Source organism: Peribacillus sp. NPDC097675 (genome assembly GCF_050277655.1).
Classification (GTDB): domain Bacteria; phylum Bacillota; class Bacilli; order Bacillales; family DSM-1321; genus Peribacillus.
The window spans coordinates 118,768-132,737 of record NZ_JBNNSK010000011.1; the positions used below are offsets into that span (position 1 = coordinate 118,768).

13 protein-coding genes and 1 riboswitch are annotated in these 13,970 nt (G+C 41.2%); of the genes, 5 read left to right on the plus strand and 8 right to left on the minus strand.

The genetic code is table 11. The features are described from left to right. Positions 1–54 precede the first annotated feature (54 nt). Positions 55–450, minus strand: coding sequence for a transcriptional regulator Spx (gene spx / locus ACQKL5_RS16700; protein ID WP_427610013.1), 396 nt, complete (start codon positions 448–450; stop codon positions 55–57). Positions 451–698: 248 nt separating this feature from the next. On the opposite strand from spx, the gene modB reads away from it, so the two are divergent. Next, positions 699–1,352 carry a molybdate ABC transporter permease subunit gene (modB, locus tag ACQKL5_RS16705; protein ID WP_427610014.1) on the plus strand — a complete coding sequence of 218 codons (654 nt, stop codon included), beginning with the start codon at positions 699–701 and terminating at the stop codon, positions 1,350–1,352. Here modB and ACQKL5_RS16710 read toward each other — a convergent pair whose 3' ends face one another. Further along, positions 1,353–1,799, minus strand: coding sequence for a GNAT family N-acetyltransferase (locus ACQKL5_RS16710; protein ID WP_427610015.1), 447 nt, complete (start codon positions 1,797–1,799; stop codon positions 1,353–1,355). A 108-nt stretch (positions 1,800–1,907) separates the two neighbouring features. Between ACQKL5_RS16710 and ACQKL5_RS16715 the strand changes: the two genes are divergently transcribed. Then, positions 1,908–2,402 (plus strand): hypothetical protein, encoded by a 495-nt coding sequence (locus ACQKL5_RS16715; protein WP_427610016.1) that lies wholly within the window; start codon positions 1,908–1,910, stop codon positions 2,400–2,402. A 203-nt stretch (positions 2,403–2,605) separates the two neighbouring features. Further along, a complete protein-coding gene (locus ACQKL5_RS16720) occupies positions 2,606–2,803 on the plus strand; it encodes a cold-shock protein (protein WP_028393295.1) in 198 nt (65 codons plus the stop codon). Between the two features lie 65 nt (positions 2,804–2,868). Here ACQKL5_RS16720 and ACQKL5_RS16725 read toward each other — a convergent pair whose 3' ends face one another. Genes ACQKL5_RS16725 through ACQKL5_RS16735 form a run of 3 tightly spaced genes read right to left on the minus strand, consistent with a single transcriptional unit; the run spans position 2,869 to position 6,659 of the window. After that, on the minus strand, positions 2,869–3,306 hold the full coding sequence (locus ACQKL5_RS16725) for a flavodoxin domain-containing protein (protein ID WP_427610017.1): 438 nt from the start codon (positions 3,304–3,306) through the stop codon (positions 2,869–2,871). Next, positions 3,278–4,330, minus strand: coding sequence for a ribonucleotide-diphosphate reductase subunit beta (locus ACQKL5_RS16730; protein ID WP_427610018.1), 1,053 nt, complete (start codon positions 4,328–4,330; stop codon positions 3,278–3,280). The genes ACQKL5_RS16725 and ACQKL5_RS16730 overlap by 29 nt, the downstream gene beginning before the upstream one ends. Positions 4,331–4,370: 40 nt before the next feature. Beyond that, positions 4,371–6,659: a ribonucleoside-diphosphate reductase subunit alpha gene (locus tag ACQKL5_RS16735; protein WP_427610019.1), complete on the minus strand. Its 2,289-nt coding sequence runs from the start codon at positions 6,657–6,659 to the stop codon at positions 4,371–4,373. A 136-nt stretch (positions 6,660–6,795) separates the two neighbouring features. Beyond that, a riboswitch (cobalamin riboswitch) is annotated at positions 6,796–6,977 on the minus strand. A 293-nt stretch (positions 6,978–7,270) separates the two neighbouring features. Here ACQKL5_RS16735 and ACQKL5_RS16740 point away from each other — a divergent pair. Continuing rightward, positions 7,271–8,203, plus strand: coding sequence for a manganese-dependent inorganic pyrophosphatase (locus tag ACQKL5_RS16740; protein WP_427610020.1), 933 nt, complete (start codon positions 7,271–7,273; stop codon positions 8,201–8,203). A 70-nt stretch (positions 8,204–8,273) separates the two neighbouring features. On the opposite strand, the gene ACQKL5_RS16745 is transcribed toward ACQKL5_RS16740, so the two are convergent. From ACQKL5_RS16745 to ACQKL5_RS16755, 3 genes are all read right to left on the minus strand, one after another. Beyond that, positions 8,274–8,420: a hypothetical protein gene (locus ACQKL5_RS16745; protein ID WP_427610021.1), complete on the minus strand. Its 147-nt coding sequence runs from the start codon at positions 8,418–8,420 to the stop codon at positions 8,274–8,276. An 83-nt stretch (positions 8,421–8,503) separates the two neighbouring features. Next, complete coding sequence (locus tag ACQKL5_RS16750; protein ID WP_427610102.1) at positions 8,504–9,955, minus strand: SulP family inorganic anion transporter; 1,452 nt, start codon at positions 9,953–9,955, stop codon at positions 8,504–8,506. Between the two features lie 1,264 nt (positions 9,956–11,219). Continuing rightward, complete coding sequence (locus tag ACQKL5_RS16755; RefSeq protein ID WP_427610022.1) at positions 11,220–12,434, minus strand: MFS transporter; 1,215 nt, start codon at positions 12,432–12,434, stop codon at positions 11,220–11,222. Positions 12,435–12,661: 227 nt separating this feature from the next. Here ACQKL5_RS16755 and ACQKL5_RS16760 point away from each other — a divergent pair, with 227 nt between their 5' ends. Continuing rightward, a complete protein-coding gene (locus ACQKL5_RS16760) occupies positions 12,662–13,966 on the plus strand; it encodes a CitMHS family transporter (protein WP_427610023.1) in 1,305 nt (434 codons plus the stop codon). The last annotated feature ends 4 nt before the right edge of the window (positions 13,967–13,970 follow it).

Here is a 13,970-nt window from a genome sequence, read left to right on the forward strand (position 1 = left end):
CGAAAAAGGGTTGTCCGTTTTTAATGGACAACCCTTTTGTACACAAGTATTTAATTAGGCTAGTTGACTGATGGCTTGCCATAATTGAAAATGACGAACTTTTCTTGGAAGGAAGCGGCCCATTTCTTCTTCATTGTATCCCGCATGCAAATTCTTATGATCGAAAATGATTGGGCGACGTAGCAAGTCTGGATTGGCTTGGATTAGCATGCATAGGTCGTTCAGTGGCGTATTGTTTATATCGATGTTCAAGCTTTTGAATTTCTTTGAACGGGTTGAGATGATTTCATCTGTACCACCTTCTGTTTTACGTAAGATTTCTTTGATTTCTGCTATAGATAAAGGTTGAGAATATAAGTTGCGTTCATTGTAGGAAATTTCATTTTTTTGTAACCAAGCTTTTGCTTTACGACATGCTAAGCTGCTTGGGGTAGTATAAATTGTAACCATTTAAAATCGACTCCCTTAAGGTTTCATATTTTTTTTAGGTTTTTGATTTTTATTTTTATGAGTTAAAATTATTTTTGTTTTTGTGATACTCTTACTTTAACGTTTGTATGTGTCAGCAATATGTCAAGAAAAATAAACTTAAAAGTTTTTTTAAAAAAGGGAGAATTTCAAATGAAGATTTTTAAAAGATGGGGAGTCCCTACATCTGATGGAAATCAGGAAAATATAGGTTCTATGGAGCAAGTATCATGACGGCGGAATTTTGGTCACCCGTCAGATTATCCATTCAAATCGCCGGCATCTCGGGAATCCTAGTCTTTATTTTAGGAATCCTGCTTGCCAGGTTCATGGCAAAGAAGCGTTTCAAGGGCAGAATCCTACTGGAGACCGTGTTTTTGCTTCCACTTGTTCTGCCTCCTTCTGTCGTAGGATTTTTACTGATTGTGTTTTTCGGTAAAAACGGAACGCTTGGGCAAATCATTGAAATGGTATTTAGCCAACCAATCATGTTCACCTGGTGGGCAGCGGTCATTGCTTCCACTGTGGTGGCTTTCCCGCTTATGTACCAATCGGCCAAAACGGGGTTTGAAGGCATAGACGAGGAAATCGAAAACGCCGCGAGAGTGGATGGAGCGGGCGAATGGAAATTGTTTTTGCTTGTATCCCTCCCATTAGCCGGTAGATCGATCCTTACCGGCGCGATATTAAGTTCAGCCAGGGCCTTGGGGGAATTCGGGGCTACGCTTATGTTTGCGGGAAACATCCCAGGACAGACCCAGACGATTCCGACAGCGATATATATAGCGATGGATTCGGGGAACATGACTTTAGCATGGCTATGGGTCGCTGTAATCATTGCCATCTCTTTCATCATGCTTTTCATTGTGACGTACATAAAATGATCATTTTTCGTATAGACTAATGAAAAATTCAGGTGCGACTTCCACATCTTTTGTATGTAAAAAGCCGTTTTTTTCATAAAGTTTTCGTGCAGGGTGGTTCAATGCACCGGTAGAAACGGTTAGCTTTTCCCCTAAAACGATACTCTGCAGGTGGGTAAGGAGGGCATTTGCGATCCCCTTGCGAAAATGATCCGGGTGGACGATCATTCGGCAAATCTCTATCTGCCCACTTTCGTTTTTATATGAAATAGCCCCAGCAATCTCACCGTCAATAAAAAAACCGATAAACGTCTCCTTGCAGCTTGTAAATTGGTCAAACGTTTCTAATAGTGGGGGGATTTCGAAATATCCAATCATTTCTGCTTCCACTGCATAGGCTTTTTTCTGAAGGGAAAAAAGTTGGTGCCCATGGAGGGAATTCAGTTCTGTAATAATTTTCATCATCATGCGTAAATCATCTCCTTATATACATTATAATAGAAGCTGGCGAAGAGATTTATTGTTTCTTGTGTTATAATCGACAAACAAGATGAACTAATGAAATGAGGAAGAAATTTGTTAACTTTTGAAGAAAAACTAAGTATCATTGAAACATTCCCGGAATTAGAACGGAAAGATGTATCACTAGGACGCGTCAATTTCCATTTTCCAGGTAGTGTCCAAGAGAAAAAAATCGTTGTGCAACATCTTCATCCGAATGGAAATGGCTTTGTATATGCAGGCCATCTGAAAAAGAAGGAAACAGACCGCAAAGGATTCATCAATATACGTGATTATTCCGAAGAGGAATTGAAAGCTTTGATCAAAACTAGCTTGTCCTATTTATCGGAACCTCCTGTCATGCAAGAAGAAGAGGAAGACGATGAATTCACTAAGTTGGAAGGTACTTGGGTTGGCCAGGACAAGCAGGAGCTATCGCTTGTTCGAGAAGACCAGCTTTGGAACGTATACTCAGGACCGAATTTAGAGGAGTGTTTCGAAAGCCCTATCGAAGCGGAACGCTACTTATTAGATGAAGGATTCCGTCAAAATAAGAAAAGAAAAATGTAGAATATTAGGGGAATTTGTCGGCAAAATTCCGATCATTAATATTGTTTTCAGTTAATTACCCATGCTATAATATGGGTAATTATTTTTGTTCGGAATAAGTTGTTTGATAGAAGGATTTACCGTTTTAGGGTTCCTCTTGAGACATTATCCAGAACCAAAAATAGTAATAAAACGGATTTTTTCCAAACACAGGAGGAACTAACATGGTACAAGGTAAAGTAAAATGGTTTAACGCAGAAAAAGGTTTCGGTTTCATCGAAGTTGAAGGACAAGACGACGTATTCGTACATTTCTCAGCTATTCAAGGTGAAGGCTTCAAAACTCTTGAAGAAGGCCAAGAAGTTTCTTTCGAAATCGAACAAGGCGCTCGTGGACCACAAGCTGCTAACGTTCAAAAATAATCGAACGTTAATAAAGACCCCAATTTGGGGTCTTTTTATTTTGTATTTATAAGTCTGCGAGGTTGCTAGTTTTTAAAAAGAGAAGCGAACTTTTTTATCCGGTGAAGGTCCGTCTCTTGATACAATTGTTCAATCTTCAAAGTAGCGACCAATTGGCTATTGGCAAAGAGCATGTCACGAAATTGGTCGACGGCTCCGCAAAAATGATTATAATTGGTTTCACCCGTTCCGAAGACACCAGTCTTCAGGTGTGAGATTGGCATTTGTTCTAGCTCCGCATAGAAGGCGGACATTCTGGCAGGAAGCTCGCCATTTCCCCATGTATAGGTACCGACAATCAACGAATCATACTCATGCACTGTCTGGGTATCAAATTCAATAACCCGAAATAGCTTTGCATTAGGCAATAGGGAAGCAATAACTTCAGCGAGCGCCTTTGTATTGCCGCCTGCCGAATGATGGACGATGGCCGTTTTATAGCTCATCGAACCCATTGCTAGCATTTACTTGGCTATAGGTTCTCGATTTTTGCTCGAAGAAGTCGGTTTTCGTTAGCCCGATGGATTCATCGTCGAACGTTTTGATCCAGGGCATTGGGTTTTCGCTATATTCTTGATACAAGTTATCAAGTCCAAGCATGCGTAGTCGTTTGTTGGCGATATATTCGATATACTCGTTGAATTCTTCCAAGTCGAGATCTGCTTTCGTTTGGATATCTTCAAGCATATATTCGGACCATTCCTTTTCAAGTTCAACGGCTTTTTCAATCGTCGTATAGATGAATTTCGTGTTGTCTTCATTATTCAGCTCCGGGTATTCATACATCAAGATTTGGATAAGCATGCCAATGAAATCGAAGTGAACCATTTCATCGCGATGAATATAGGAAATCATCGTTGCCGAACCGGTCATCAGGTTTTGCCGGCCTAAGTTGTAATAGAAGGCAAAAGCCAGGTAAAAATAAATCCCTTCAAGGTTCGTGGAATGGATGAGGGCCTCGAATAAATGCTGAGGGCTAGGGTCATCCACAAATGTTTGATAGGCATCCACAATCGGTTGATTCCGCTTGATCACTTCCGGGTGCTTTTTAATGCGGTCAAAAAGCTGTTTTTGCTGGCCGACAGGAATCAAAGAAGCGAGGATATAAGAATAGGACTCATTATGAATCGATTCCTGCTGGGCCATGTTGGCGAGGATCGCCTTTGCTGCCGGATCTTTGATGTAGCGGAGGATTTCCACTAATGTCGGTGTTTGAAGGCTGTCCATCCCGGCAATCATCGTGAGGATATCGAGGAAAGCGTCCTGAATGTCCTCGTCCAATTCCCCCCACTGCTTTTTATCCTGAATCATGTTCACGCTCGATGGCTTCCAAAAATTATTGATGAGCTGTGTGTATGTGTCATAGAATTTCTCATATTGAATGTCATTCCAAAGGAGGAAGCCTGAAGCTTCTCCTTTGAATACGCCCGTTGCTTTTGTAGGATGGGTTGGTTCGAGCATCCTGATTTTCTTGATATGGTTTGTCATCTATAAAATCTCCTTCAAAAAATAATTCCGATGAAACTAGTTAACTAGAGCAGCTCTCGCACGCGTTATCGTATTCGGATGAAGTGGAACGAAGATAATATGTCGACTTCAACCCGCTTTCCCAAGCTGTCAGGTGGATATCCAATAACACCTTGGCTTTGATTGTGTTTTGTACATATAAGTTGAAGCTAATGGCCTGGTCGATATGACGCTGGCGGGCTGCATTTTGCCTGATGCTTTCCTTTTGGTCCAAATGGAAGCGCGTTTTTTTATAGTATTCATACGTTTTAGGCGTCAATCCAGGTGCGGTTACTTTGAATTTGAAGTTTTTCTTCTCTTCGTAAAACTCAATTTCATATAACGGATCGATTCCATCGGTGGAATGACCGATTTTGGCCGTCGATGAGTTTGGGGCTATCGCCATTAAATAGCCGTTTCTCGTGCCATACTGCTGCACTTCTTCTTTTAATTCCAACCATTTTGAATCCGTATAGTCACGAAGGTTGAAATACTCTCCCGTATGCCAATCCGACCCTTCGAAGTATGGATAGGCCCCTTTTTCCTTGGCCAATTCATTGGAGGCTTTAATGGTTAGATATGCGATTTTCTCATATAGGGCATCGGCATACTGAACGGCTTCATCAGACTCCCAGTAGATATTTTGTGTCGCCAGTAAGTGATGCCACCCGAATGTACCTAAGCCAATTGACCGGTAGCGCTTGTTCGTAATGGAAGCCTGCTTGACGGGTAAGGTATTCACGTCAATGACGTTATCGAGCATGCGGATTTGAATTGGAATCAATCTGTCCAATACATCGCTGTTCACTGCACGGGGCAGGTTGATGGAAGAAAGGTTACAGACAACGAAATCACCGCTCTTGCGAACCACGACGACATCGCCATCTTCTGTTTCATATTCGTCGGTGATCGTTGAAGGGCTTAAATTTTGGGCAATCTCGGTGCAAAGGTTCGAACAATAGATCATGCCTTTATGTTTATTGGGATTCTTCCTGTTCACCTCGTCACGGTAGAACATATAGGGTACGCCTTCTTCTAATTGTGAAATCATGATGGCCTTCATAATGTCCATCGCCTTGATTTTCTCGAAACTATAGCCTGGAAGTGTGCCGTTCTCCGCAGCCTCTATAGCGAGGGAGTAATGGTCTCTGAAACTTCCTTCCCCTTTTTTCTCATCGTAAAAATCTTCGAGTGAAAACCCAAGGGTTTGCTTCACGGTATGAGGGTCGAAAAGGTACCATTCTTTTCGGTCGCGTACGGCTTCCATGAACAAATCAGGGATACAGACACCTGTGAAAATATCATGTGCCTTTAGGCGGTCATCTCCGTTTTGTGTCTTTAAGTCCAAGAAACTCATGATGTCTTTATGCCATGCGTCGAGATAGATGGCAATGGCACCTTTACGTTGCCCCAATTGGTCGACGCTGACGGCTGTTTGGTTAAAGAGACGTATCCAAGGAGTCGTACCTGAACTGTTGCCAGAAAAACCACGGATATCAGAACCGAGCGAGCGGATTTTCCCGACATACAGACCGACGCCGCCACCGAATTTGGATACTTTTGCGGCATCATGGTTTGATTGATAAATGCCGTCGATGGAATCCTCGATTGCGTCGATGAAGCATGAGCTCAATTGCCCATGGGTCTTCCCGGCATTTGAGAGGGTAGGGGTTGCAACCGTCATATATAGATTGGACATGGCCCAGTATGCTTCTTTTACAAGCTGCAGGCGGTGTTCTGATTTTTCCAGCCTCATGATTTCCATAGCTATGATCATGAAGCGCTCCTGAGGAAGTTCATAGACCTTGTCTCTTTTGGGACGGGCCAAGTAGCGGTCATTCAATAGATAGATTCCGATATATGAAAATAGTTTATCGTTTTCCGGATTGATGACCGAACCCAATTCTTCGATCTCTGCTTTAGTGTAAGAGTCGAGAAGCTCCAATTTATAAACGGGATAACGCTGACCTTCATGCTGTTGCGAAAGTTCTTGAATCAATTCATAGAAGGGTCCATAGCTTCTGCCTTCATAGCCCCGGTTTGTTTGGGCATCACGATACATGGTGTTCAATAGTTCTCTAGCAGCGACGAATGTCCAATCAGGAGCATCGATATCGACACTCTCAAGTGCAAGCTGAATTAGTTTTTTGGATGTTTGTTCTTCCGAAGCATCACTTTTTCGATCGCTCCATTTAGTGAAACGCTTTTTGAATTTGTCCATATCAAGCCGGTTTTCGAAATCCTTGGATAGCATCGCGAGCTGGATTGATTTTGTTTCATTTTCTATAGTCGAGTTATATGTTTGAGTCATAAATGATCCTCCTCTTAAAACGTACATAAATAAAAAATCCGCCCAATAAATTGAGCGGATCAAACGATAGGATAAAAGAGCCATGAAAAAATAGCCGTTACACTATCGTTTCACCATCTCAATCCCCGAAGAATAAGAAACATGAAAAAACCAGGCAGGTCTCCTGACTCATGATCATCCTACTTTGAGTCCTTCCCGTATAGAGAGCTATACAGTGGTTTTCTCATTTCGTCACATTTACAGTTGCGGGGACAGTTTCGGGATTACACCGAATTCCCTTTTCAGCCATCTCTGGCACCTTGGTTCCATTAATTCTATATATAGTTAGTTAAGTTGTTGAATAAGTCAATATCTAGTATTTATGCTTATATTATCGTAAGCCATCTATGCCGATAATTCAAGAGATATATTTGTGGAAAACGAAACCATATCTATTGACAAGTGGGATAAAGGGAAGGGGCATAACCAAAGAATATAGTCAGCAATAGAAAAATCCATCGAGGAATGTCAGCTGTTTTGTGTTAAAATAAATTACATAGCAAAACTAGGGATTCTGCTTATTGAAAAGAAGAAGAACCCTGAAAATCATTTAAGAAAAAGGAGCAAAAATCGTGGAAAAAATATTAGTTTTTGGACATAAAAATCCGGATACCGACACTATCTGTTCAGCCATCGCTTATGCTGATCTGAAAAAGCAGTTGGGCATCAATGCTGAACCAGTACGTCTTGGTGAAGTGAATGGTGAAACACAATATGCGTTGGACCAATTCAAATTTGAAGCACCACGCCTTGTTGAAAAGGTGGCAGGTGAAGCGGATGGCGTCATTTTGGTCGATCATAACGAACGCCAACAAAGTGCGGAAGACATTGATCAAGTCCGTGTATTGGAAGTCATCGACCATCACCGTATCGCTAATTTCGAAACAAGTGATCCTTTATATTACCGCGCAGAACCAGTTGGCTGCACGGCTACTATTTTAAATAAGATTTATAAAGAAAATGGGATTGAAGTACCTAAGGCCATTGCAGGTCTTATGCTTTCAGCCATCATTTCTGATTCTTTACTATTCAAATCTCCTACATGCACAGAGCAAGATGTCGCAGCGGCTATGGAATTAGCAGAAATTGCCGGCATCAACGCTGAAACATATGGCTTGGACATGCTAAAAGCTGGAGCTGACTTGAGTGATAAAACGATTGGTCAGCTTATCACTCTTGATGCAAAAGAATTTGTTATGGGAACGGCAAAAGTTGAGATTGCTCAAGTAAACGCTGTTGATCCGAATGAAGTACTTGCAAAGCAAACAGAAATCGAAGCAGCGATTCATGCTGTCATTGCTGCGAAAGAATTGGATCTATTCTTATTTGTCGTAACGGATATCTTAACGAATGATTCTGTTGCCTTGGCTTTAGGAACATCAGCAGTTGCAGTGGAAAAAGCCTATAACGTTACATTGAATAACAACATTGCCGTTTTAGAAGGCGTCGTGTCACGTAAAAAACAAATCGTACCGGTTTTAACAGACATCTTCGCTAAGCTATAAGCCAGGCAGCATGCAAGGTATATAAAAAAGGACTCGAAGCCACTTTGTTAGTAGCTCTCGAGTCCTTTTTTTAATTCAGTGATTCTTTCTCTTTTTCATACGCAATTACGATCAGTTCTTTGTTTGATTCCTCACGCATTTTGCCTTCAAAGAGTTTTAATTCATTGAGAAGGTCGGGTGATAGGTCTGCTGCCGTATAATCCTGCTCAGTTGACATGGTTCTCCCTCCAATCCAGAGTATCCTCCACTCTAGTTTGGCGGTTCATGAAGATTTTATACAATGAAGAAGCCATGTACCATTTATTTACCATAAGAGGCGAGGTTCTTTAGCAATTGGGAACTCTCTTGATTAAGACCGAGTACCTGAACCGTCTTGCCTTGTACTCTATATTTCAGGATAACTTTCTCAACGGCATCTACAGCAGAAGCATCCCATATCTTAGAATCGGAAAAATCAATGATAATGGAATCTGCACTCTCCAGCGGATTGAAATTCGATATGAAGTCCTGGACCGATGCAAAGAATACCTGTCCCTTTATTTTATAAGTGATAATTCTAGCCTGTTGGTCCACTGTTTTCTCGACCGACACTTTAGAAATTTTAGCCGAGAAGAAAATCATGCTCAAGAGCACCCCGGCGAATACGCCTTTGGATAAGTCATGTGTATAAAGAACAACAAGGACTGTCACGATCATGACGATTGCCTCGGTTTTAGGCGTGATCCGAAGCCTTTTTAAGGAGGACCAGTCAAAAGTCCCGATGGAGACCATAATCATGACGGCAACAAGCGCAGCCATCGGAATTTTAATTAAGACATCATTCAATAATACAATCAAGGTTAACAAAAAGGCACCGGCAACGAAAGTGGACAGTCGGCCTCTCCCCCCGGACTTGATGTTTATCCCGGATTGTCCAATCATTGCACACCCGGCCATTCCACCAAAGAATCCGGCAACGATATTCGCTATTCCTTGTCCTTTGGCTTCCCGGTTTTTATTGCTATCGGTATCGGTCATTTCGTCAACGATTTGCGCCGTTAGTAAAGATTCAAGCAACCCGACAAATGCAAGGGCAATGGAATAGGGGAAAATGATGGCCAATGTCTCGAATGTCAAAGGAATATCTGGAATCAAGAACATCGGAAGTGCTTCGCTCAATTGCCCCATGTCGCCTACCGTTCTTACTGAAGCGCTAGTTGCAACAGCCACGATTGTCATGAAGACGATTGCAACGAGTGAGGAAGGAACGGCCTTGGTTATCCGTGGGAATAGATAGATGATGGCGAGTGAACCAGCAGTCATGACATACATGACCCACGTTTCCCCTTTAAAATGAGTAAGCTGGGCCATGAAAATCATAATGGCTAATGCATTCACAAATCCAGTCATAACAGGCTTAGGTATAAATTTCATGAGCTTCCCAATTTTAAAGACACCCAGTAGAATCTGAAGGATTCCCGTTAAAATGGTGGCGGCAAGCAAATAGTTCAAGCCGTGATCCTTTACAAGGTCAACCATCACGAGTGCCATAGCCCCGGTTGCCGCCGATATCATTCCTGGTCGCCCTCCAACAAAGGAGATGACAATGGCAATGCAGAAGGAAGCATATAATCCCACCATCGGGTCGACCCCTGCAATAATGGAGAAAGCTATCGCCTCTGGAATTAAGGCCAGGGCAACGACGATACCGGAGAGTATATCCCCTCGAACATTGCCAAACCATTCTTGTTTTAATGTAGATCTATTCAAAATGACACTTCCTTTTACTCTATATAAGTCTTAGTCGGCTTTTGTAACGTACTAGATTATAGCATGACTTCATTTTTCTATCTATGGATTCATAATTAAATGGAAGTTTATAATGAAGGGGTGAAATCTAGCTGGTTTCTATTTTCTCTTTTAGCATGTCTAGCAGCGGACCAAAACAGGTGGTCTCCTGTAAAGGATTGAGTGAGAAACGGTGACTTGCGGATAAACGCCTTGCTTAATATCAGTTTGGCCAAATAAAAAAAGATTCAAGAGAGCCACCTTCAACAAAAAAAGACCCGAGCTGGTCTTTTTTTGTTGAACTTACAAGTCATAAGTAAATTTCCGGTTCCGTACACACTGTGGGATGGATGAAATAATACTATGAAAGGGGTGGGCTTGATTGCATAAATATGTAGAAGCATTAGAGAGAGGAGTGGTAAATGTCCTGCTTATTCTTCTTTATGGATAATGCTAGATTTACATGCTGTACAGGTTACTTCTTTATAATGCTTGAAAATGATCTTTCGAAGATCTCTTCTGGATAACATAGCAAATACATTATACCTCGTACCACATACACACGTATGTTTATCTTTTACGATGTGTCTTTCATCCGTTTTGATAGTAGGAAAAAGCATTTTAACCCTCTTTTAAACTAATTTTAGGCGAAAAAAACCAAGAAAAGAATAAATCTTGGAAATCCATCCACCATCACACCATCACAAAAGCTCGGATTTGTCTGGTCCGTGGCTTTCACCTTCAATAATCTTAACATAAAAAAGAATCAAATCTATAAATATACAAAAAAACACGATAATGTTTAAAAAAACAGAAGGAGGAAGACGAGGAAATGAATAGATATACCTATGACTTAGGTTGTTCGTTTAAGAACTTTTCCCTACAAAATCTGCAGGTAATATCGGAAACCGATTTAAATTTAACCTTTTTCAGGTCTTTTTTATTGAATATGCCCCGGTAATTATGAATTATTCCACATTCACAATAACGCTGATCCTTGATGATGTGAACTTTTGCATAATACGTGAAGGTCGGATACATGTTGACACCTCTTTATAGGTATATATTACCGGGTATATTATACTATTTAGTTGTGTCTATGTAAAAAAATAACTCTCTAATAAATCTGGTGAAGTAAAGCATTGCTAAAGAGAGGGTCCCAAGCACCTGTTGGGTAAGTTTGAGTGATAACAAAAGGCACCCGTTAGATGTAACATCTAATGGGTGCCTTTTGTTATCAAAGTTCCAATCAATGTGAATGGTGGGCCAACTCTGGGTTGCGATGTACAGCCAAATAAAGGACAATTCCTGCAATAAGCAGTAGGAAGCTGGTCGTTATAAAAACGGCTGAAAATCCATAGAATCCAGCAACCATTCCTCCCATTGCCGGGCCGATGATATTGCCTAAAAAGCGGAGACTGGTATTATATCCAAGCACTTCCCCTTGCATGGATACGGGAGCTTCTTGGCGGATATAGGCAATTCTAACAGGAATGATTCCGCCTATGACTATACCTAATGCAAACCGTACAAAAACAAGTTGCCAAAAGTGATTGATGAAAGCCCCAGGCAAGTATACGAGTGCTGTGAGGAAAAGAAGTAGCATCAGTATCTTTATATGCCCATGGTGGTCGCCTATCCTGCCCCAGTACCTGGCCATCAATAAGTTTCCGAGTCCAGCTGCGGAAAAGGCGATGCCTGAGTAAAAGGCAAGATTAGTGGTTCCATGCAGTTCCCCGACATATAAAGAAAGAATGGGTTGGATGCTGAAGTGAGCCACTTGGACGATCGTTGAAATGAGCATGACGTTTACGAGAATGGGGTTCCTTAAAATGTGTGAGAGGACCTCCCGGCTCGTATAACTGGCTTTTGTTCCTTTTTGGCGCTGAACTTGATATTCCTTGGTTGCGAATACAAGAAGTCCAGAGACGAAAATGGTGATGGAGGTAAACTTGAACGCTGTCGAGTAGCCAAGAGTATCCGCAAGTACGCCACCAATCAATGGTCCAAAAAGGGAGCCGGTTATGTTCCCCGTTTGAAGAGTACCCAAGACTCTTCCGGCAATCTCTTTCGGTGTCTGTGTGGAAATGAAAGCTTGTGACATGGAGATGAATCCAGTGAATATGCCCATGAACATCCTCAATAAGAATAATTGCAGGACATTTTCTACAAATCCCATCAAGAAAATCGATAGACCCATACCGAAGGCGCAGGCAATCAGGATTTTCTTTCTACCATAGCGGTCTCCGATACGTCCCCAAATAGGAGAAAACAAAAAGGCGGTCACAAAGGTAATTCCGAATGTCCACCCTGACCAATGCTGGACATATTGTGTAGAATAATTGCCAAATGTACCGATGTATAACGAGATGAAGGGAAGAACCATCGTCATGCTACCACCAATGAAGAAATTGGCAAACCACATGATGATGAGATTCCGTTTGGCCAATTTATGAACATCCATATACATGTAACACTTCTTTCTTTTGGATATTTACTGTTAGTATACAGAATTTCACTATTCTATTAAATGTATTTGATTCAGGCATGCTTCAGGGCAAGAGATAAATCTAGTTTGAAAAAGTTGTTTTTTAATGAAATACCCAGTGTTATACTAACTAAATACTAATTTTTCAGAAAATAAAAAATATTTTATGAAAGTTAATTTTTTGTAGTAAGGAGAGGATTTACATGTTATCAATTCTTGGTTTTTGTATGATATTAACATTCCTTATCTTGGTCATTTCAAAGCGTCTTTCGGTGGTCGTCGCTTTTATTTTTACTAGTATCCTTTTTGCTTTGATCGGTGGATTTGCTTCGGATATGGGAGAAATGATGATGGCAGGGATTATGAAGGTAACGCCAACAGCCGTTATGATAGTTTTTGCTATTCTATATTTTGGTTTAATGCTAGATGTTGGCTTATTTGAACCAATGATCGCTAAAATACTAAGCCTTGTGAAAGGTGATCCATTAAAAGTTGTGATGGCAACAGCTGTTATCACGATGTTAGTAGGTTTGGATGGTGATGGTTCTTCCACCTTCATGATTACCGTTACAGCTATGTTGCCGCTATATATAAAATTAGGAATGAATAGACTTATATTGGCCTGTGTCGTTGCATTAGGAGCAGGTGTCATGAATATCATTCCTTGGGGCGGCCCGTTGGTGAGAGCGGCAGCCAGTTTACAAGTGGAAGTCTCAGACTTATTCATCCCGCTCATCCCAGTGATGATATCAGGGCTAATATGGACGTTGTTTTCCGCCTATATCCTTGGTAAGAAGGAGAGAGCTAGATTGGGAATCAGCCAAGCGGAGAGTACCATGCTTCCGGGATGGAATGAACAGGCTGTTGCTGTTGAATCTACTAATGGAAAAACCAAGCTTTTTTGGTTCAATTGGTTATTAACGATAGTACTAATGGTGTTTTTGGTATTGGAAGTGTTGCCTTTACAAATTTTATTTGCATCGGCTTTTGCCATAGCATTATTTGTTAACTATCCGAATCCAAAAGAACAGCAGGAAAAGATTTTAAGTCATGCCAATAGTTTTGTTATGATATGTACACTGATTTTTGCAGCCGGAATTTTTACGGGTATCTTCACTGAAACAAAAATGATGGATTCGATGGCATCTTCCATTGTTTCCGTTATACCAGAGTGGCTGGGTGCTCATTTACCTCTTGTTGTAGCACTTACTAGCATTCCGATGGGGTTTATTTTTTCACCTGATGCTTATTACTTTGGCATTATTCCTATTATTAGTGAAACCGCAGCGAACTTTGGAATTGCTCCAGTAGAAATTGGAAGGGCAGCATTATTAGGCCATTCAACAACAGGCTTTCCCTTATCTCCCTTGGTTCCAGCCACCTTCATTCTGATTGGACTTGTTGGTGTCGATTTTGGTGACCATCAAAAGTACCTATTCAAATGGGCGTGTGGGACAACGATTGTTATGACGATGGTAGCCATAACTCTTGGAGTGATTCCTTTATAAATGC